Genomic DNA, 22334 nt, shown 5'->3' on the forward strand with positions numbered 1-22334 from the left:
TCTTTTCAAGCCCCAGGCTAAAAATCCCTGAATGTAAAGCTTTCAGCCCTCATTCTTAACTTTTGTCAGTCAACCAGATATTTTACTCAAGATCGGCTATGGTATTTCCCGCCTCCAGAAATGATGGCTTGTCTGGTAACTTATGCCAATCAGTATGGTAAACCGACAAACTGGCCCTATTTTTCAATCGATGGAAAGTCGCCGGTTACCGCCGCCCAATGGTCACGAATGCGGGCCAAGTGGAATCATAGTCATGGGGTGACCAATGTTTGGTCAGAACCCGCAGTTCGCGGGGCAGAACGGCTCAAAAATAAACAAGCTAGGTGCATTCATGCTAATCAAAAGCCACTGCGTTTAATTGAGAGAATTATCTTAGCTTCTAGTGATTCTAATGATGTAGTCTGGGAGCCGTTTGGTGGCTTATGTTCAGCAGCCGTTGCTGCGATGCGGAAAGGGCGTCGCTGTTACAGTGCTGAAATTAATTCCGATTATTATGAACTGGCAAAAAATAGACTAGAACAGGAATATGATATTCGGAGTTCGGCTTTATTTCCTGAGTTGGTTTAAGACTGAATCCATTCAAAGCTAGATTTTAGCTTTAGGAAAGCAGGGTTTTGCTGATTTGAACCTTTGTCTTGTTACGATTAAACCCCCGTAAACACAGATCAGCAAAACCGACAATGGCTGCTGCAAGACGCACTATATATCAGATAACTCCACGACTTCATCGGGGTAAGCTTCCATTAAAGCAGGCAAGACGGGACAGGGTGGGATGTTTTGTAAATTGGCGGGTTTACTCCAGGTAAAGGGGGCTTGTTTGGCTGAAGAAATCCATAACAATCGTTTAGCGCGAGTCATGGCAACATAGAGTAAGCGGTACTCTTCGGCGATTTTTAGGTCTTCGGCTTGTTTCCAGGAATCGGCGATGGAGGGGAACTGGAAGGGTTCGCTGTCCCATTGATTGGGTGCGCTTTGGTGGTGGAGATGGGCGCGAATTTGGGCGCGGGCGACTTCGGCTAGGGTGTATTCTCCGAGGAATTGGGCGGGTGGGGGAACCCAGAAACTGCCTGGAATCATGTTTTCATGGAGGAAGGGGATGAAGACATAATCCCAATCGAGTCCTTTGGCTTTGTGCATGGTGACAATGGTGAGTTGTCGCGGGCGAGTATATAGTTTCTCGGCGTTATCTTCTGTATCGACGGGTTCAAAGCGTTCTGAGGTGACGATTTCGTTGAGGACGGTGAGAATGCCGCTCATGGAGGGATTTCCGGCGGTTTGTTGGGCCAAGCGATCGCCTAATTTATCGGCGGTGGCGAGTTCGGAGGCGTCGTAATGTAAGGCTAAGGCGAGGAAGGAAATCAGTTGATACAAGGGGAGTTCTATGCGGGCGGTGAGCAAGCTGGCACAGAAGCGTCTGGCTTGCAATACTGCCGGGGGTTGAGGCGGTTCTAATGGACCGGGGTAGAGAAATTGTTCTGGTAAGCTGGTGAGGGCGTTTAAGTCTTGGGAGGGGATTAAGTTACGATCGACTAAGACGCGCAAAACGGTTTTTAAATAGTCGGGAGAATGGGGGCGATCAAGGAATTGCAGCAATGCCAGCATTTCTGCGGGCACTTGAGACCGGCGATCGCTGGCCGATACATCAAATACTTCTATCCCATGTTTGCCTAACTCACATTCAATCCCATACAGTTTGGGATTACTCATCACCTCTTGGATAAATCGCCCTTGGCGGTTTTCCCGGACCAAAATCGCTGCCGATCGCTCCTCAGTCGTCTCACTAAATAACTGCACCGCCCTCCGGGCAATCAGTTCAATCGTGTGATAAATATCCCGAGGTTGATACATCTCCAACCCTCCCCCGGTGTGAGGTGGGTTCGCATCGGGTTGGGGGTCGTCGCTTTCTACTGTGCGAATATTTTGCAGGCGAAAGGGTAATTTGGCCGAAGGGCGACTGTATTCTACCTCCGGGATGAGTTGATGCTGCTGTGCATAATGACGATTCACCCAACTGAGGACAAAGTTGGCCGCATTGATGATAATTCGGGTACTGCGTCCGGCACGATCCATTGTCGCTAGGAGATTCTCGCGATCGCAGGCTTCACAAAACCGCCGAAAATAAATCGGGTCTGCGGGGGTAAAGGTAGAATTAATCGCTTGATTGGGGTCGCCGACGCGAATTAAATTAGGCGGTGCATCGGGATTATCGCACTTTCGGGCCAAAATTTCTAACAATTGGGTTTGTAACGGGGACGAATCTTGGGCCTCGTCTTCAAAGACGGCAAAGACTTGTTTTTGCCAAAGATAACAGGCACTTTGATTTTCCAAAACGCGCAAGGCGGCGAGAATCATGTCATCGTAATCGATAAACAGCCGCGATCGCATCAAAGTCTCGTACTGTTCATATAATCCAGCGGCGATCGCCAAAATCCCATACGGATCATCGGGAATTTGTCCCTCGGATTCCGCCGAGATTTGCCATAAATCTTGGGGTAATAATCCAGAAGATTTGGCTTCGTGAATGGCAGTCTGTGCGAGTTGCGGCAGCACATCGGTTCTTAAGACAGATTGACGGCGCAAGCGTTCCGTTTCCTCTCCATCAAATTCAGAACCTTCTATTAAAATTTGATACCGTTTAGGATTTTCTGCAATCCAGCGTTCTACACTTTGGATGATCAGCCGATTACTTTGGTTTGGGGTGACCAAGGTCATCTGTTCCAGGTCCAAACCCGATAATTCAGGATGGCGGGAAGCGATCGCCAATGCTAATCCATGTAACGTATTGACCGTAAATCCAATTTGTGGCATCGCCAGTTGTCGCAATGCGCCGCGAATTTTTAATTTCAAATTAGCCGCCGCAGAACGAGTAAACGTAACTACCACCAAATTGTGCTGATAGTGCAGTTTAAAACGAGCGATCGCTAAGGCGGCAGCATCCGCCATTCCCTTAGATTTTCCGGCACCCGGGACCGCAGAGACTGCCAAAGGACCGCCTCGCCAATCCGCCATCTGCTGCTGTCCAGGTCGTAATCCATTGCGAATGCGTTGTTCTGCCTCCTGGCGCTTTTGCGCGAAGGGCGTTAAAGGTTTCGCAACTGCTACAGGCAAATTGTGATCGGAATCATTCGACATAGTGAGCTTCAACCGGGGACAAGTCAAGAAACGGGGGAGGTCTTTCTGAGTTTATCGTTTTCTGGGAGCGATCGCCTCCGTTTCAATTTTTGTAGCAGATTCTCCAGTTGCGGAACCGTAAGGTTAGTTTAGGACTAACCCAGTACCAGACCTTGATTTCCCAATTTAGCTATCCCAGGAGACATTCCGATGAAACTGAACTTGATCTCGTCCCGGACTCATGGCAAACTGGCTCAAACCCCGATTTTGCTGCCGATGTTGATTTTGATGGGTGCGATCGCCAGTTGTGGTGCCGTTCCCACTTCAAAAGACATGATGAACGAGTCCCTCGTCGCCCAGCAAGGCATGGTCCCCGCATCGGCACCGATGCCGCCATCGGATGCGGTTGCCAATGAAATGGGACGTGCTCAGGGGATGGTGGCGGACGTTGCACAAGGGTCAGGCGAGATTCCCCAAGCGGCACCGCAATTGATTAAAACTGCCTCCATGACGATGGAAGTGGAGGCGATCGAGGAGCAAATTGCAGCGGTTAATCAGATTATTAAGCAAAAACAAGGGGATTTGTTACAGTTTGAAGACAATAAACCGCGATCGCAAAATACCCGCCATGTGGTTTCGATGCAGTTGCGCGTCCCTCAGCAACAGTTAGAAAATACCATTAATGCGATCGCCCAACTCGGCACCGTCATCAATCGTTCCATTACTGCCGAAGATGTTTCCGCCCAACTAATTGATAACGATGCGCGGTTAAAGAATCTCCGCAAACAAGAAGAAATGGTCTTAAAAATCATGGAACGGTCCGGTTCCGTGGGAGATGTTCTCAATGCCGCCCGAGAACTCGGCACCATTCGTGAACAAATTGAACGGATCGATGCAGTCCAGGCCAATTTGCGGACCCAAGTCGCCTATTCCACCCTTTATTTAAACCTAGAGTCCCCAGTTTCAGCCGCAGAACTCCCCCAAAAATCTGTGGGGAAAGAACTCCAAAAAACCTGGGGGAATGCCACGGAAGCCCTAGGGGATGTCACCGTTGGACTGCTGAAAATTACCCTGTATTTGCTGGCATTTAGTCCATTTATGCTGTTAGTAGCTGGAGGAGCATTTTTAGGGTATAACAGAATAAAGCCATCTAAACCAGACGAGTCCAGCATTAATCATAATAGCTAGAGGTAGAGAGGCGAAAAGTCGGTGCGATCGCTGCACTGACCGCCTATCTTCCTATCCCAGTCGGGGAGAGGCATAAGCCCGATTTGCTATGGCTTTAAAACACAGCCGATAAGAAAGATAGGCCAAAACTCATGCACCAACCTGGAGATATCATCAAAGACCGCTATCGGATTCTTAACCTTCTAGGAGAAGGAGGAATTGCCACGACTTATGCTGCCGAGGACTTAACTCTCGCCCAACAAGTCGCGATTAAAGTCTTATCCCTGCGGCAGTTGAAAGATTGGAAAGCCCTAGAACTGTTTGAACGGGAAGGCAAGGTTTTAGCTCAACTGAACCATCCGGCAATTCCTGACTATTTGGATTATTTTCAATTGGATCAAGAGGCCGATCGCCGCTTTTACATCGTCCAAGAAATTGCCCCGGGTCAATCCTTGCAAGACTGGGTAGCAAGCGGATGGCGTCCCACTGAATTGGAGGTGAGAGAGATAGCCAAACAACTCTTAGATATTCTGGTGTATTTGCATCAACTGACCCCTCCCGTTGTCCATCGCGATATTAAACCGCAAAATATTATTCGTCAGTCCGATGGCAAGGTATTTTTAGTGGATTTTGGGGCCGTTCAAGATACCTATCGTCATACCATCACCAGCGGCAGTACCATTGTGGGAACTTATGGCTATATGGCCCCGGAACAGTTTCGCGGCCAAGCTAAACCGGCGACGGATTTATATGGATTGGGTGCAACCTTGTTGTTTTTATTAACCCATAAAGACCCGGCAGATTTCCCAGAAAAACGGATGAAAATCAATTTTCGTCCTTATGTCAACCTCACTCCAGAGTTTGCCGATTGGTTGGAAACGATGTTAGAACCTATCATTGAAGATAGATTCAAATCTGCTGCTGAAGCTTTAGGGGTTTTGGAGGCCAAACGAGAACGAATTGTGCCGCGATCGGCCCGTAATCTTCAACCTATAGGCAGTCGCATTGTTCTGGAAAAAACTCCCACGCAACTCAAGGTAAAAGTCCCCCCATACCCATTTAACATTAGTAATATATTTATCTTAATATTTACAATGCTTTGGATCAGTGCTTTAATGCCTCTAACTCTTGGAGCCCTTGCTGGGGGGGTCTGGATTGTCCTCTTTTTTCTTGTACCTTTTTGGGGCGCAGGTATATTATTACTAGGCAGTAGCCTGTGGAGGATGTTGGGGTCTATCACCCTAACTTTTTATCGACATAAATTTAAAATGTCTTGGTGCTTTTTGGATATCATAAAAACAATTGAGGGAGAAATAAATGATATTTGCCGGGTAGAAGTAAGACCCTCACGTCCCAGTGATAACGAAAGTAAAACTATAATTTGTGCCTTACAAGTGGGGGTAAAGAGTTACTATTTTGGATTGGGACTGACCTTGATAGAACAAGAGTGGCTCGTCACAGAAATCGCTGACTTTATCGGAAAACCTAAATTAATCGTCCGCTAAGACTTAAAATAGGTTGCAGAACTGGATTAATCTAAAACTGGCTTACAAATGTACAGGTATCGCCCTTATTTAAGTTTAGCGGGTATCCTGATTCTGGGTACTGTCCTGCGCTTTGCCCAATTAGAGGCCAAACCCGTCTGGTTAGATGAAATTCTCACCGGGTTATTTAGTTTGGGGCATAGTTATGAAAATATCCCCTTAGATGCAGTTTTTCCCTTAGCACAATTTGCCGATATTTTTACCTTAAATTCAACGGCCAGTTGTCAGAAAATTGCCGAAATGGTGGCAACAGAATCCACTCATCCCCCGCTATTTTTTTGCTTAACCCATGAGTGGTTGAGTACGGTTCAGGGGTCCTGGGTGTGGCAGGCCCGATCGCTCTGTGCCCTGTTTGGCGTGGGTGCGATCGCTGCGATGTATGGGTTAAATCGCATCGCCTTTTCTCGGCAAGCTGGGGTCATGGGTGCGGCAGTAATGGCAGTCTCTCCCTTTGCCGTTTATCTCTCCCAAGAGGCACGCCATTATACCCTGCCGATGCTGTTAGTTATTTTATCCCTGATGGGATTGATTCAAATTCAAAAAGATTTACATCATCGGGGAAAAATTCGCCCTTGGGTGGGAATCAGTTGGGTAATTTTTAATACATTAGGACTCTATACCCACTATTTTTTCCTGTTAGCTTGGGTCGCCGAATTATTGACGATTTTGGCGTTAAGTTTGGGGAAATACCTGCATCCTGTAAGCCTGGGACTACAGCAACAAAGCTCCCCTGCACCGGCTAAAGAGATGGTAACTTGGCTGAATTTGGGGGGGTATAGTTTGCTGCCCTTGTTATTGTATCTCCCTTGGTTACCCACTCTGCACAACCATTTCAGCCGTCCCGAAACCGATTGGTTTAAACCCTTTGAACCGTCATGGGTGGATAGTATAACGCCGATTTTTCAAACCTTAGCCGGTTGGTTAGTGATGGTTGTGGCATTCCCGGTGGAAAATCAACCCCTTTGGATAGTTATTCCTTCGGCGATTTTGATGCTGTTATGGTCCGGCTATTTTTTATTATCTATCACTCCTCGAATTAAAGCCCTTTTTACCAGCCCAAATACCCGGTTATCGGGTCTAACTTTATTATTTTTTACGGGGTTTGTTTTATTAGAATATTTGACAATTGTTTATGGGGTCGGCAAAGATATTACGTCCGCTGTGCGCTACCACTTTATCTATTATCCGGGGATTTGTGCATTATTAGGCGCGAGTTTGATGATGAATCCCGTGGGGAGAGAAGAAACCAACCCGTCTGCGCCGGTTCTCTCAAATCCGCTTGCCAAAAGTCGATTTCCTATCTTAGCTCGCGCAGGCGGGCTAAGTCCGGATAGCCCCACCCTGAAGGATGCGGCTTCGTATTTAATTCCTGGTTTTCTAATTGTGGGGCTGATCAGTAGTGTTTTTGTGGTGTCAAATTGGGTATTTCAAAAGTCTTATGATCCGGCAGGGGTGGCGCAGCAACTCAATTTAGAACCGACTGTCCCGTTGGTGGTGGTGGTGGGATATGAGAATATGCAAGAGGTGGCTTTGGGCTTGAGTTTTGCCCTAGAATTGGATAAAATACGGCCCGGGAATTTACCCGAGACGGGTTGGGCATTTATGACCCGATCGCCCAGTTATCAGTCCGTCTGGGAAAATCTCGGTTCTGTTTCGGGATTACCGCCTTCTGCTGTTAATTTATGGATCGTCGCCCCGGGTTTGCGTCAGCGAGAATATCCGCCTCAATTGGGGTTAGGCGATCGCCTCTGTAATCTCGACCCTAATCACTATTATCGATTAGGAATTCCCTATCAACTTTATCGGTGTGCGGGAGCGGAAAATGAGCCCGCGTAGGCGGGCTTTGTTGCTATAGCCCCACCCTTTAGAGTGCAGGCTTTTACTCATCCATTTGCCACATTTCCTTGGTGAAATCTTCATCAAAAAATTTCTTAGGACGTAGCACTAACAAGACTTGTCCGAGAATTTTAATCTCTGGTTCTTGTTCAAACCACTGCATTTTTAGTTTCCCATTTTCTTCCCATAAAAAATACCCATTCGGGTCCCATTGGCGGGCAGCGCGATCGACTAAGACGAGGACTTCTTCCGCTTTTCCGGGTAGGCTAATCGGTAAATCGTCGCTATGCCAGAGAATCGTCACCGGGTCTTCAGCGCGTAAGAGAACTTGCCAACTGGGGACGGGAACCCAGGCGGCATTTCCCGAGGATTTGACGATGCCAAAAGGTTCTTCGGGCTCAATTAGGGGAACTGCTTGTAAATCTTCCACGGTGAGGGGCATTCTGCCCACAACAGGGAGGATTTTAGGGAGTTCTTCAGCGGATTCTAAACGGTAAACTGATAAGGTGGGCGCAGATCGAGTCGAGGTAACGGTAAAATCTGTCAGCAGTTGTTCAACTTGTTTCCGGGCGCTAACTGTATGGGCGAAGGATAATCCTCGGGCAATTAAGCGCGATCGCTCTTGTAAATCGGATTTTTGACGGGCAAGTTTCCAACATTGATAGGCGACGGCATCCCCGGGATGGGTGGAAAAAGCTTCCGGTATTTTGGCGAGTCGGGATAAATCTTTCATCGCTTTGACAAGTTCATGAGTCTCGTCCACATCCAAGTTTTTACTGACAATGAAGTCAGCCGCTTTAGCCCGTTCTTCTTGACTGAGGATGCGGAGTTCATACAGAATATCACTCCCTTTGCGGTTAAAATGCGCCTGGGTATCTTCGGAGACTCCAACAGCGATGATGGAATTATAAACTTGATAACCGACCACAATTTGATTCTGTTGAATCTGCTCAAAGCCGGTCTCTTCAAAAATTTGCTGAGTATTATAACCCGCTTTTTGCAAGCGTTGGCAGGCCGTTCCCCAGCCGACCCAGTTTCCTTCTTTGCGACGCAGTAATCGGATTAAATCTTCGGATTCTTGGGGGGATAAAGCCGGTTCGGCATTGGGCTTGGACATTTCAGGCGAGCTATCTGTCATGAGTTCTCAATTAATAATTCAGATTCAAGGTGAGCAGTTTTGAGGAGCGTGAGGGTTAAAGATTGGAGGGGATTAGGGGGCTGAATTGTTCAGACTCTCTACCGCCAGTCGCAGTTGTCCGTTATGAGTTTCTAGCAACTGTTGAGCCTCCTCTTTGTTGAGATGAGTCCAATGCATGATTAAGGCCAGTTTGACTGATCGCCCGCTTTTTTCTAACAGAAACCCGGCCTCTTGGCGACTTAACCCGGTCAAATCTTCCAGAATTCTCAAGGCGCGGTCTTGGAGCTTTTTATTGGTGACCGAAACATCTACCATCCGGTTGCCATAGACTTTTCCCAGCTTGACCATCACTCCGGTTGAGAGGATATTTAAGGCCATTTTGGTCACTGTTCCCGCTTTTAACCGGGTAGAACCGGCTAAAATTTCCGGCCCCACGAGCAGGCGAATATCAATATCCACCGGCACTTCCACCTGTTCTGCTGGAACACAGGCGATAAAAACCGTGCTCGCCCCCCGACGACGGGCCGCTTGTAAGGCCCCTTGGACAAAGGGAGTGGTCCCGCCTGCGGTAATGCCGACGAGCACATCTAAGTCCGTGAGGTGACGTCGGACCACGGCATCTTCCCCATCTTCGGCGCGGTCCTCCAGGTCCTCAGAACTGCGGATTAAAGCCCCGGCACCCCCGGCAATGATCCCCTGAACCATTTCCGGGGGAGTACAGAAGGTGGGGGGACATTCGGCAGCATCCAGGACTCCGAGACGGCCACTGGTCCCGGCCCCAATATAAAAGAGGCGTCCCCCTTGCCGGAGTTTGTCTGCGGCGAGGTCGATCGCTTGGGCGAGTGGAGTCCGGGCACTGGCGATCGCCGCTAAGGTTTTGGCATCCTCCTGATTGAATAGATCCACCAATTCCAGGGAACTGAGTCGGTCGAGATTTGCGCTACTGGGGTTCACCTGCTCTGTGAGTAGATGTCCCCGTTCCTCCAAGTTTGTCATGATTGAGGGATGAATGAATAATTATGAATTTTTGATGAGCAATTCTGGCTTTGCTCAGGGGTTCCAGGGTACTGGTTAGTGGGTCGAGGGAACCTCAACGAAACCCTCCCCTCCGGTCCCCTCCCCTGTGACTTGGGGAGGGAACGGCTTAAGGTTTAACCTGAATGAGAAAAGTACCGATTTAGAGCAATCCTTCTAACTGCCGACGAATGCGATCGAGTTCTGATTGGGCCAAATTATCATCCTCCGGTTCTGGGGCCTCCGGTTGCCACTCCAGTTCTTCCAGATTCGTTTCTGGGGGAATGGCTAACTCTCCTTCATGAATCAGTTTGGAGTCATACCCTGCATCCCGGCAAAATTCCTCAATCTCTTCTAAATCCAGGGCTTCAGGAGTGGGACTCGCAAAATCCTGGGCCTCCAATAACAGGGCATAACGGGTGGCGTCATCTTCCGACTCAAACATCAGGATCGTGTTGCGATCGCCAATCCGTAGGGTGTGGATCCCTTCATTCTCCGTGCGGGGATTAAAGAGTAACACGAATACTCGCATAAGCTCAATCGATATTTCTAAACTTTAAGTAGTTTATCTTTAGCAGGGGGCAACCGCGATCGGCCTAGGGACTATCCCCTAGGTAGACGCCAGACGAAACCCGCTGGATTAAAGTAAAACACTGACCCTCCCACTCTTGGCCTGAATCAAACTGAGTCTTTACCCAGTCTAAAGCTACATCACATCAGTCTCAAGTCTCCTGGGTCTGACTCCTCTGAATAGAAATCACCATTTTCTACTAAAGTCTTCCGTTAAAATTGGGGGATTTGGATTTTACGCAGTTCATTCCGGCGAAACCATCAAGTCTCGCAGTGTATGTAGATTAACCGCTGTTGATATCACCAGATGACCCACTCCCCCAACTCTCCCCAACCTAAACCGGATCCTCAGACTCACTCCCGTCCCTGGGGGCCTTTGCTCAAAAAGGCCAGCCTAACTGTCGGTGCTCTCGTCCTCCTTGGGGGGGCCGCAGGTGCGGCCTATGGGTGGTATTTCCTGATGAATGAACTCTCCCCCTTGGTGAGTGAAGAACTCACGAAGCTAATCAAGCGTCCGGTTGCGGTGGGGCCAGTCAATGGGTTCAACCTCTCCAGCATTACCCTGGGGGAATCCAGTGTTCCCCCGACTACCACGGATCCCGATCGCGCCACGATTGAACGGGTGGAAGTGTCTTTTAATCTCTGGAAGTTCTTACAAAGTCGCACTCTGGCCTTAGATATTACCCTGGTTGCACCGGATATTTATCTCGAACAAACCCGGGAAGGTGTGTGGTTAGAAACCACCCTTCATCCCAGTGATGAGGAACCAGGTCCGATCAAGATTGAGGTACAGGCGATTCGCTTCGAGTCGGGATTTCTGGTGTTGGTGCCTTCTCCGCAACTGCGGGCAGAAATTGAAAATTTGGAAGTGGTTCCTCCACCTCGTCCCCTGGCGATCGAAAATGTCGAGGGTGATGCGACCTTTTTGGATGACCAAACTCGGGTATCGTATCAAGTTCGGGCCAATCCTCGGGTAGAAGAGATTCAAGGGGAACGGGGTCTTGATCCTACTTTGGTGGTGAGTGGAGAAACCTTACTAGAAAGCACCGAAACCCGGTTGCGAATTCAGGGAAATAATCTGAATGCCCCAGATGTTATTCCGTTAATTCCTAATTTACCCCTGGCTGCCTATCAAGGCAGACTCAATGCTAATTTGACGATTCATCTGAGTAATGAGGAACTGTTTGGATGGCAAGGGGTGGCCAGTTTTTGGGATATTAATGCCCAGTTAATTGGGTTACCCCAAAACATTACTCAAGGGCGGGGTTTATTGCGCTTTTCTGAGTTAAAGGTTGGCTTTGAAAATGCCAGTGCTTTTTATGGAAGCATTCCCGCTACGGCCCAAGGAGTCATCGATACCGCAGGAGAAGGAGAATACAATTTAGGAGTTCAAATTTTGCCCGTGAGTACGGAGGATTTTATTAAGTCCTTGGAACTGGATGTTCCCCTAGATATTGTGGGGGAATTGGCAGGGGAAATCCAACTCACGGGACGGTTGGAAGCGCCGATTGTGAATGCGGCGATCGCTAATACTCAACCGATCGCCGTGGACCAAGTTTTATTTGGGTTGCTGCAAGCGAATGTGACCATCGCCGTAGAACAAAGTACCCTCACGGTTAACCAATTTTTGGCCCAACCTGTAGCGGGAGGCCAAATTACCGGGAAGGGTATTGTCCCCCTAGAACCGATGCAGGCCCTCGCTTTGGAAATTGAAGCGCGGAATATCCCCGCCGATGCGATCGCCCAACCCTACCTAGACTCCCCCCTCCCCATTGTCCTCGGTTCGGCCAATGCCACGGCTAAAATTACTGGGTCTCCAGAAAGTCCCACCACGTTGATTCAGTGGGAACTCCCTCAAGCGACATATCCAGGTCAAGGGGAAATCATTGTCCTCTCCGATACCGTTGTCGTTCCCAATGCCCGCTTTCAAGTTGCCGGAGGCACTGTAACCGCCAATGGTAGTTTAACCGATGACCGATGGCGCGCTTTTGTCAACGCCCAAGGATTGGATCTCACTCAACTCGGGACACCGGGACCGACTGCCACCCCAGCAATCCCGGCGATTTTAACCGCCCGAATTCAAGCGTCCGGCAACCTCGACCTAGATGCCAATGAATTGGCAGTGATCGCCCGGTCCTCGGTGGAGACTCCTGGGGTGGAAACTCTCACGGCGGATGCCACGGTGAATGACGGCCAATGGCAGGCGAATGTCAACGCTTCCCAGGTGAATTTAGGAACATTTATCCCTAATTTGGCAGTTCCGACAACCCTACCTACGGCTAATCTCACCCTGGGTGGCACTTTGGCCGGAACTTTGGACCCGAACAATCTCCAGGCAACCGCCAATGCTGAGTTAGAGACTCCGGGAGGGACTCTAAATGCGGATGCGGGATTAAATAATGGGGAGTTTCAGGTGATTGCCACGACTGCGGGATTGTCGGTGGATTCCCTGGTCCCGGAACTTCTGCCGGTCCCGGTGGCGATCGCCCAAGGACGGGTGAATCTGTCCGGGAATTTGGAGAATGTGGCATTGAGTGCGATCGCTGCCACCAGTCAAGTGCAACTCACGGTTGCGGGAAATCCTCTCACTGCCAACAGTCAACTCCGCAATGGTCAACTCATCGCCACCCTCAATGCCTCGGAAATCCCCTTAGGGCCTTTCCTTCCCCAACCAGAAACCCTGCCGGTGGTTCTCACAACGGGACGGGTCAACCTGTCTGCCGACTTATCAGGAGTCGAACCTAGCTTAAATCCCGAGGATATTTTAGCCACAACGCAAATCCAGCTACGGGTTGGAAATGCGCCGGTTACCGTGGATGGGCGATTGGTGAATGGGGCATTTGATGCCACCTTTAATGCCTCCAATGTTCCCTTAGAACCCTTCCTCGGTCCCAACTTACCCGGTCCTGTCAATGTTGCCAATGGTCAAGGGACAGTGACGGGAACTTTGGATGCTTTGGAACTCAACGGCGTGAATGGGACAGGTCAATTCAACCTAAATATTGCCGGTGCTCCTATTAATGCCAATGCCACCGTCCGCAGAGGGAATCTCCAAGGCATTCTCACGGCCGATAACCTCCAACTCGATCGCCTCTTCCCCGATGTATTACCGCTTCCGGTCCAACTCGCCCAAGGTCGAGTTAATATTGCCGGAAATTTAGCAACCCTCACTCCCGCTACCCTCAACGCCACCACAGAACTCCGATTGAATGTAGCTAATGGCACTGCCGTGGCCGATGCTAGACTGCAAAACGGCAATTTCCGAGGGTCGGTGGTGACCAGTCCGTTATCTTTTGTTCAGGGTCCGGGGGCGACGGATGCCGGAGTTCCGATTACGCTGGGACGCGGAAGAATAACCGCTACGGGACGGTTTGGGAGTTTTGCCCCAGAAGATATCAATGCCAACTTGCAAGGTGAGGTCCAACTGTTGGGGGGGACAGTGACTGCCCGTTCTACGGTGACTCGCGGCCAATTTGAGGGGATGGTGAATGGGGCAGGATTAGCCTTAGCACAACTCGACCCCAACCTTGAGGGAATAGAACTCCAGCGAGGTCAAGTGATGGCACAAGGAAATTTAGCCAATGTTGGCCCCGAAACCGTGAATGCTACGGCCCAAGTGAGATTAGCAACCCCGGGGGGCAGTCTGCAAGGGGAGGGACGTTTAAATCAAGGACTGTTTCAGGGAAATGTCACAGGCGATCGCATTGCCATTAATCCCTTTGTCGAGTTGCCCGTCCCCGTTGTCGTCAATCAAGGCAATTTGGCCGTTTCCGGGAATCTTGCCACCTTAGACCCCCGGGCCTTAAATCTCACTCTGAATGCCAATCTGGATGTGGCCGATGCCCAAGGCGTGGCCACTGCTACGGTCCGCAATGGACAGTTTGATGCTTTAGTGACCACAAGCAACATTCAGGGCAGTCAATTGGCCCAAAATTTACCCCAAACCTTACAGATTGGCGACGGTCGATTGGCGGCATCGGGCCAGATTAATGCTTTTGAACTCCCGGGAATTGACGCCCAGGCGGAATTACAACTCGCCGTTGCCAATGGGAATCTCACGGGAACGGGTACCGTCCGCCAGGGTCAACTCACAACAGTGATTAATGCCACCGGCATCGATGGGAATCAGTTTGCGCCAGAGTTGGAGATTCCCGTGGCGATCGCCTCTGCCGAAACCACCATCCGCGCCAACCTCACCGACTTCAACCCCCTCAACCTAGACGCCACCACCCAATTCCAGTTACTCGTCTCCAATGCCGCAGTCACCGGAGAAGGATTCCTGCGAAATGGCCAATTCCAAGCGACCCTCCTCGCCGATGACTTCGGATTAAATCAATTCGCCCCCAATCTCAACCCCAACCTCCAAATCTCCGATAGTCGGGTCGGATTAGCGGGAAGTCTCACCTCCTTCACCCCTGCCGGAATCAACGCCACTGCCGAAGCACAACTCGCCCTTGCCAACGGTCGAATTCAGGCAGACGCCACCCTCACAAACGGCAATGTGAGCGCATTCGTCAACTCCACCGGCATACAAGTCAACCAACTCGCCCCAGACTTACCCGTTGGGGTCGAACTCGCCAATGCCGATGTCCGCATCGATGGCAATATCGCCCAATTACAACCCCAAAATCTGGACATCGCCGGAGATGCCCGATTACGGGTCGCTGGGGGAACCGTTACCAGTACCTTCGGATTGGATGGCGGAACCTGGAACGCCGTCTTACAGGCATCGGAACTGCCTCTGAATGCCTTTGCCCCGGACTTGCAAGAACCCTTAGCCCTCTCCACCGGAAATATCAGCCTCTCGGGAACCGCTGATTCCTTTGAATTGGCCGATATTCGCGCCACAGGACAGGCGGAACTCGTCTTAGACTCCGGGGCCCCGAACTCACCCTTATCCCCCTTTGCCGCCAGCATTTCCCCCCTAACCAGCGCCTTCCAATGGACGGGACAAAGTTTAGAAGTCTCCCAACTCTCGGCCCCGGGATTAACCGCCCAGGGAAGCGTATTCGTGGATGTCGCTGGCATCGAAGCGCCCCAAGTTACCGGATTTGACTTTAACCTGAATGTCACTGACTTTAATTTAGCGGGATTACCCCTACCCGTTGCCAATCTCCCCACAGAAACCGCTACCGGGGAACCTCTGCCACCCTTCATTGCCGGAACTGTGAATTTTGCCGGACAAATTACCGGGACGGTCCCGCAATCCCCTCAACCGTTGCCCTTTGATCTCAATGTTATGGGGGATGTGCGACTAGACCAATTTGCGATCGCCACCTTAGACTTTGAACCCGTCTTAACCGGACCGATTCGCGTCAATTCTGATGGGGTACAAATCGCGATTGAGGGAACTCAGGATGCCATTTCTGTTGCCCTGGATGAAAACTTTTTCCCCGAATCCTTTTTAGTGAGAGCAGGAGAAGCCGTAGCTGAAGGCACTATTGATAATGGCAATCTCCTCAATTTTGAAATCTCACAATTTCCCCTGGCTATTCTCAATGCCGTTGTTCCCCCGGAACAAGGACCCGTGGGCGGGTTACTCTTCACCGAGGGTCAATTTAATTTAGACACCCAGGCAGCGGTTGCACAAGTGGAAATCCGCCAACCCAGCATTGGACTCATTCAGCTGAACGAAATCGTCGGTGAGATTTCCTTTGCCGATGGAGTAGGGGTCTTAAATGCTGGGGCGTTACGGTTTGGACAAAGTGAGTATTTAATTCAAGCGAGGGCTGTCTTAGATGATGACCCCAATTTTGAAGGGCGAATCGAAGTTGCCCGGGGTCAAGTCGAGGATATCCTGCAAACCCTGCAAATCTTTACCGTCGCAGACTTACAACGGGGATTAGAACCACCCGACTATGCCACTCCTGAAACCGTAAACCCCGTAGATGTCGGACTCCCTGACAGTTCTTTGATTGCCCAACTGCGGCGGTTTTCTGAGATTAGTCAGTTAGTCCAACTCAACGCCCGCGCACAACAAGCCCCGGGCATCCCGGAACAGTTGGATATCCGAGGCACTCTCGGGGGTGAGATTACGTTTGCCGGTTCCGTCGAGACAGGAGTAAAGGGCGGTTTTGATATACAAGGAGAAAATTTAACCTGGTTTACCCAAACGCCCTATCCGGCAATCCTGGGGGGAGAAGTGGTGCGTTTAGAGGGTCGCACCCTGGATATTAATCGAGTCAGAATCCGGGGAAATGTTGCCGAAGGTGCGGTGACTTTCCTGCCCTTGCGAATCGAAGCCGAAGGTAGCACGATCGCCTTTACAGGTACTCTCGGAGGAGAAACCCAGTCAGGACAGTTGCGGGTTGAACAGTTACCCGCCTATCTAATCCAGGATTTTGTAGAACTTCCTCCTAACTTTGATATTGATGGATTAATTAGTGTCCGGGCAAACCTAGCCGGAACGGTCGAAAATCCCCAGGCGATCGGAGAAGTTTCCTTAATCGATGGTACAATTAATGGGGAAGATATTCCCTCAGTCCGGGGTGGGTTTAGCTTTAGTAATTCCCGGCTCAATTTCAGCAGCATCGCCCCGGAAACCTTCCAACTCAACGCCAGTGTCCCCATCCCCCCTGGGCCAGGAAATAACGAAATTAGTCTCGATGTGGATATCCAGAATGAAGGCTTAACCCTGGTGAATATTCTGTCCGAACAACAGGTAGAATGGGTAGATGGAATAGGCCGAGTCACCTTTGAAGCCCTCGGAAGTCTTAACGTAGAAACGGGTGAAATAGAAGATTTGGTTGCCCAGGGTGCAGCCATCCTTGAAAATGCCACTATTAACTCCGAAGCCTTGCCCGAACCCATTACCAATGTTACCGGAACCGCCCGATTTGAAACCGATCGCATCCTAGTCGAAGGCATTCAAGGCTTCTTCAGCAACGGCACCATCATCGCCGCTGGAATCCTGCCTATATCCGTTCCTCTGAGTGCCATTGATACCGAAGTGGCCAACAATCCCCTCACCGTTTCTCTGAATGAATTAGCTGTCAATTTCAAAGGATTATATGAAGGGGGAGTTCAGGGTCAAGTTCTGATTACAGGGACCGCCTTAGAACCCCAAATTGGCGGCGAAATTGTCCTCTCTAATGGACAAGTTCTACTGCCTAGCGAATCCGATGCAACCGCCACAAAAGCGACAACTACAACGGAAACCGAGGTAGAAGCCGGAGTGGAATTTAATAATTTGCAAGTTATCCTCGGGAATAATCTGCAAGTCGAAAGTCCACCTTTGTTGAGCTTTTCTGTCGCCGGGTATTTAACGGTAAATGGCTTTTTAGAAGACTTGCGCCCTCGGGGAAGGATTACCCTAGAACGGGGACAAATTAACTTATTTACCACCCAATTTAGGTTAATGCGGGGGTATAATAATGTCGCCATTTTTAACGGGACATTAGATCCGTATATTGATGTTCGACTAATGGCAACTGTCCCAGAAGTCCGGGGAAATTTAGTCAGCGTCGCCACATCCTCCGAAGTCAACGAGGCGATCGATACCAACGTGGGTAGAGTCAGAAGTGTGCGAGTTTTAGCCCGCGTTGATGGGTTAGCCTCGCAGTTAAACGACAACTTAGAACTCACCAGCGAACCGGCAAGAACCGAACAAGAAATTGTGGGATTAATCGGCGGTGGATTTATCAATACCTTTGGCCAAGGAAATACCACCTTAGCCCTCGCCAATATTGCTGGAACTACCCTCTTGGGGGACTTTCAAGATGCGATCGGCGACGCATTAGGACTCAGTGAATTCCGCGTCGGACCCGCCCTCGTCGATGAACGCGGTGGCGATCGCTTCGCCTTAGAAGTAGAAGCTGGAGTGGATATCACCCGCAGCTTATCCGCTTCCATCGAACGCATCTTAATCGATGACAGTCCCACCCAATTCAGCATTCGCTATCGCATCAACGACCAAATCATATTACGCGGTTCCACAGATTTTGACAACAACAACCGCGCCCTATTTGAGTTTGAAGGCCGCTTTTAAACGACTTGCTGTCGTTATCTTATCTTATGTTCAACGTCACGACTTGCTGTCGTTTCCGGATCTAAGTAAAAGTAGTTAAAAGTAGGCACTGCCCACCTTTCTGTGCAGGTGGGCAATGCCCACCCTACTCGTTTTTAAAGACCTATCACAACCGAATTTCGTATAAGCAATCCTACAAAATAAAAGACACATCCTGATTCGCCCCAAACCCCTAACGAGAGCATCACCAGGGTGGCAATTATTTTTAGCCCCAGGGGCGATGTACCAACAGCCTACACCAGAAGCAGAGTGAGACTACAGGAACAAAACCCGCCACCCAGTCTGAAAAAAAGACAGGTCTTTGACAACCGAATCGGGTAGCAGTCATTTCCGAACTCAACCTCCCGGTCTTAGTTATTCTTCCGGTTCTTAGTATATCCGGATGTTTGTAGAAACGAGAACAGTCCTTTCCAAAATGCAATATCCCCAGGCGATCGCTACCCCCCAGAATCGAGATAGAGTATGATTCCGAACGCTCCTTAAGTAGCAACTCTCCATTTCCCCCCTCCACCCCATTTCCCGAATCTCCCCCATTCCCCTATCCGCGATTACACTGAGGTCACTTTAAACCCAAAAAGGTTAATCCTTCTTTACAAAACCTTTACAGGGTTAGACTTGACATCAACCTGTCGGACAAGATAGGATAAATCTATCTCGGGGTAGAGGACAAAAAAATATTTTCTCTGTAAAAACCCGGACAAAAGTGAAAAATTGGGAAAAGAGGTTTGGGTGCTCTATAGAGATAGCCTCTGACCCACTGCGATCGCAGAATCTTCAGGTGCTTCTCCAATCCGGTGTTCATATTCTACCGCTGAAAAATTTGTGAGAAGAGGAGCATTGCCAACTCTTGGCCCAGGTATCCAGCTCACTGATATATCCTAACGCAAAAACTAGATTTCTGAAGAGAAATCTCCGTCCCGGACCTAATAATTTTCTCAAAAATCCGGGTTTTTAGCGAAAATCCTGCTTTATATCTCCAAAGTTCCTGAATTTGAGCAATGCTTTACTCCTTCCCGACGACGACTCCCATCGCCATTACGGACGGTTGTGCATCAACGACTAAAACCACCACAAGCAAACGTACCCAATTTAAACCATGAACTCAAACATTCCACAAGCGACTGTGTTTGGCGAGGAAAATAGTCCCGAACAAGTCAGTTCAGCATTTTGGCAACTCTGGTTGCAGTATCGAGACGAGCTTTATCGTTACTGCGTTAAATGGATGGGCAACCCCACACAAGCAGAAGATGCCCTTTCGCAAGCCATGCTTAAAGCGTGGCAGAAGGTCCAAACTGGGGCCGATGACATCCAGGACTTCAAAGCGTGGATTAAGCAACTCACAAAAAACCTCTGCATGGATCTCCATCGTCAGCGCCTGAAACGAGAGGTCAAAATTCTAGAAATCGAGGCGATCGCCTCAGAAGACGACTGGACCGATGAGGACCAAAACCCATTGCAGGCGGTTACCGAGAATGAACTGAACCAGTTTTTTGCCGATGCCATTAATCAGTTGCCCCCAAAACTGCGGGAGGCATTTATTTTATACGTCGAGCAAAAACAATCCTATCAGGCGATCGCCGAACAGCTTGATATTTCTTATGCCAATGCCCGCAAACGCATTTCCGATGCCCGGAAAATATTGCGTCAGCAGTGGCAACAGTATCAAGGAGAAGAAGCAACCCCACCCCCTTCCTCATCCAAACCGGGAAAAACCAAGCCTGAAACCTCCCCAACCCCCGTTGAACCGGAGACTCCCCAACCCACAGGTGAGAGTGACCTCCCCCCACCCCCCCCAGAATCCTTTGAGCAACATCAGCCTAATTTAGAAGAAGAGACTCTCCAGGAGGAGGACACAACTGCCAATCCACCCTCAATCACCACCGAGAACCCCCTAAACCCCGAGAGTTCTGCAAATTCCCTAGACTCAGCGAACACCGAACCCGCAATTTTCCCGGGAGAATTCATCAGTTCCAGTGACTCTAGCCTTGCAGAGAAATGGGTTATCCCCAAAATCTTCCCCATTTCCCCAGGGTTTGTGATGCTGGGCAAATGGGTTATCCCCAAAATCTCCCCCCTTCTGAACCCGGGATTTATCAAATTCCAGCACTTAATCAACAAGTTCCTGCAAACTATCCCACAACGGGTTGGACCATCCTGGCCAGTTTACATAGATAGTGGGGGCAGTAGGAGCCTTTCTCTGAAAAAATAGGAGATTAGACCGACAAAAACGCCCTAACATCTGCACCCAGAGCGAGAGTACATCGCATCAGGTTGAGAGCATGAGCTTGATGCCGATGCTTTGTACCCCACTGGATCGGGTGTAGCTACAGTGTGCGTAAGCAGTATTCCACTGTAGCAGTGGGTAGTTTTCTCCTGGAACAAATTTTTATCCGTGACGAGGGCCAGCATTTTGGTTGAATGTGCGAATCCCTCTAGGAGACGCTTGGCGCAACGTTGTGCTAAGTGGAATTTATGCTGCAAAAATTCCGTCCCTATTGTTTCATCCCCCTAGATTTTAGGCAAGAGATGGACTGGGGAGTGCGAATAGACTCTCACCCCCTATTGAACCCGGTCATCCCCCTGGAGTTAGAGAGTGAGTCTATACAGAAAATAAAATTTCACAAACCCCCTTCGAGAAACGTCTACTTAATAGAAGAGAAAAACCGACAGAGGAGGTGAAAGTGAAAAAACATGAATCGTCATCTTGCTTTAGTTAGGAGCGAGTTAAAGGACAAAAGGTGTGTGAATCTGCTGCATCCTGGTCCGTGGGGATTTCAACCCGAGGCGATCGAACCCATCGCTTTTCCGACAACTAACCGGAGGCCAGGACCCGATGGAACATTGCTCACCCATTACCCTTGAAGAATCTCAACCTCTCCCTCTCTAAAGCCGCTTTTACCCCTTCCTAGCCAATCCGGAAATAACAGATGAGTGACGGTGTAGCTCTCTTAGAACTCTCCTCCCCCCATCTGAATCCCGTGGCGATAACGGTTATCTAATCTAATCTAATCTAATCACTGAACAATCATGAACAAACTAATTCTTTCTAGTATCGCTCTCCTCGGTCTCTCTGTTGCCTTTGTGGCTCCTGCTCAAGCTGAAGACAATGTTAACCCTCGTGTTCTAGTCAATAGTACCAGCCCCGGCGCAAGTATCACTGGCGCAGCAGCAGTTAGCAATATTATGAACGGAATAACTTCTACTGTGGCAGTTCAAGTTACTTATCCTAATGGTGTCTACGCAACAAGGGCTATAGCCACCCCTGTATATAATCCAGCCGCGGGTACGACTATAACGAAAGACAGTATTGTAGTCCTGGCCTCGGTATCGGTGAGCCCAGTTGACATGGCTAATGATCTGAAGATTGACGCCCCACATGGAGCCTCTGTTGAAGGATCTGTGGCAAAATTAATCACAGGTGGTGACGGTACGACTCTAGGCGATCGCGTAAGCTATATCCGGGCATGGCGTAGTGGTTTAAATTAGGTTGACCTAGCTTGCTTGGTATGGACCTGAATTTTAAATAGTTGAGGGTCAAGGCAGTGCTAGTCTCTCGTTGGAACCAGCGATTGTCTAGCACTGTTTTCTTTTGATGATTAAAGACTGCTTTAATCCGTGCCCAAACCAATATACCCATCCTTGCAGCAATTGTCACCAAAACAGCGCACCTGGATGTAGGTGTAGCACGCACCGTCCGATGCTGTAAGATTTCGCCATGCCACATTGACCGACTACAAAATTTTCAACTGTGGAGCTATTGTCTAATCTATTTAGGACTGCGATGGACTCCCAACTTGAGAACTTAGAGATTCCTCCCAGCCCCAAGTGGATAGGGTCAGTCTAAATGAGTTAAACCCTTAGAACAATAGAGCGGGAGAGGAAAAGGCTTTCTACAGGCTGTTTAATAATTGTAGGGTGGGCTGTTTAC

General features: G+C 49.5%; 11 protein-coding genes. 7 read left to right on the top strand and 4 right to left on the bottom strand.

The window, feature by feature from the left end:
- The first annotated feature begins 120 nt into the window (after window positions 1–120).
- Complete coding sequence (locus tag NG795_RS10920) at window positions 121–567, top strand: DNA methyltransferase (protein WP_367288702.1); 447 nt, start codon at window positions 121–123, stop codon at window positions 565–567.
- Window positions 568–699: 132 nt separating this feature from the next.
- Here the strand turns inward: NG795_RS10920 and NG795_RS10925 are convergent, their stop codons facing one another.
- Window positions 700–3132, bottom strand: a complete 2433-nt coding sequence (locus NG795_RS10925; RefSeq protein ID WP_367288703.1) for an ATP-dependent helicase — start codon at window positions 3130–3132, stop codon at window positions 700–702.
- A gap of 189 nt (window positions 3133–3321) precedes the next feature.
- Between NG795_RS10925 and NG795_RS10930 the strand changes: the two genes are divergently transcribed.
- The 3 genes from NG795_RS10930 (at window position 3322) to NG795_RS10940 (ending at window position 7658) form a co-directional block, all read left to right on the top strand.
- The gene (locus NG795_RS10930; protein WP_367288704.1) at window positions 3322–4299 is read left to right on the top strand and encodes a DUF4349 domain-containing protein; all 978 of its coding nucleotides are present in this window, start codon (window positions 3322–3324) and stop codon (window positions 4297–4299) included.
- 131 nt (window positions 4300–4430) lie between these two features.
- Window positions 4431–5783, top strand: coding sequence for a serine/threonine protein kinase (locus NG795_RS10935; RefSeq protein ID WP_367288705.1), 1353 nt, complete (start codon window positions 4431–4433; stop codon window positions 5781–5783).
- Window positions 5784–5831: 48 nt separating this feature from the next.
- Window positions 5832–7658, top strand: a complete 1827-nt coding sequence (locus tag NG795_RS10940; protein ID WP_367288706.1) for a glycosyltransferase family 39 protein — start codon at window positions 5832–5834, stop codon at window positions 7656–7658.
- Window positions 7659–7701: 43 nt separating this feature from the next.
- Here the strand turns inward: NG795_RS10940 and NG795_RS10945 are convergent, their stop codons facing one another.
- The 3 genes from NG795_RS10945 to NG795_RS10955 form a co-directional block, all read right to left on the bottom strand.
- Window positions 7702–8796, bottom strand: a complete 1095-nt coding sequence (locus NG795_RS10945) for a RuBisCO accumulation factor 1 (protein WP_367288707.1) — start codon at window positions 8794–8796, stop codon at window positions 7702–7704.
- Window positions 8797–8868: 72 nt separating this feature from the next.
- Window positions 8869–9792: an N-acetylmuramic acid 6-phosphate etherase gene (gene murQ, locus NG795_RS10950; RefSeq protein ID WP_367288708.1), complete on the bottom strand. Its 924-nt coding sequence runs from the start codon at window positions 9790–9792 to the stop codon at window positions 8869–8871.
- 181 nt (window positions 9793–9973) lie between these two features.
- Window positions 9974–10342 (bottom strand): DUF3110 domain-containing protein, encoded by a 369-nt coding sequence (locus NG795_RS10955; protein ID WP_367288709.1) that lies wholly within the window; start codon window positions 10340–10342, stop codon window positions 9974–9976.
- Window positions 10343–10687: 345 nt separating this feature from the next.
- On the opposite strand from NG795_RS10955, the gene NG795_RS10960 reads away from it, so the two are divergent.
- The 3 genes from NG795_RS10960 to NG795_RS10970 all read left to right on the top strand — a co-directional run bounded on the left by NG795_RS10960 (window position 10688) and on the right by NG795_RS10970 (window position 21892).
- Window positions 10688–18367: a translocation/assembly module TamB domain-containing protein gene (locus NG795_RS10960; protein WP_367288710.1), complete on the top strand. Its 7680-nt coding sequence runs from the start codon at window positions 10688–10690 to the stop codon at window positions 18365–18367.
- 1135 nt (window positions 18368–19502) lie between these two features.
- Complete coding sequence (locus NG795_RS10965; RefSeq protein WP_367288711.1) at window positions 19503–20615, top strand: sigma-70 family RNA polymerase sigma factor; 1113 nt, start codon at window positions 19503–19505, stop codon at window positions 20613–20615.
- An 818-nt stretch (window positions 20616–21433) separates the two neighbouring features.
- Window positions 21434–21892, top strand: coding sequence for a hypothetical protein (locus NG795_RS10970; protein WP_367288712.1), 459 nt, complete (start codon window positions 21434–21436; stop codon window positions 21890–21892).
- Window positions 21893–22334: the final 442 nt, after the last annotated feature.

The organism is Laspinema palackyanum D2c (assembly GCF_025370875.1).
Taxonomy (GTDB): domain Bacteria; phylum Cyanobacteriota; class Cyanobacteriia; order Cyanobacteriales; family Laspinemataceae; genus Laspinema; species Laspinema palackyanum.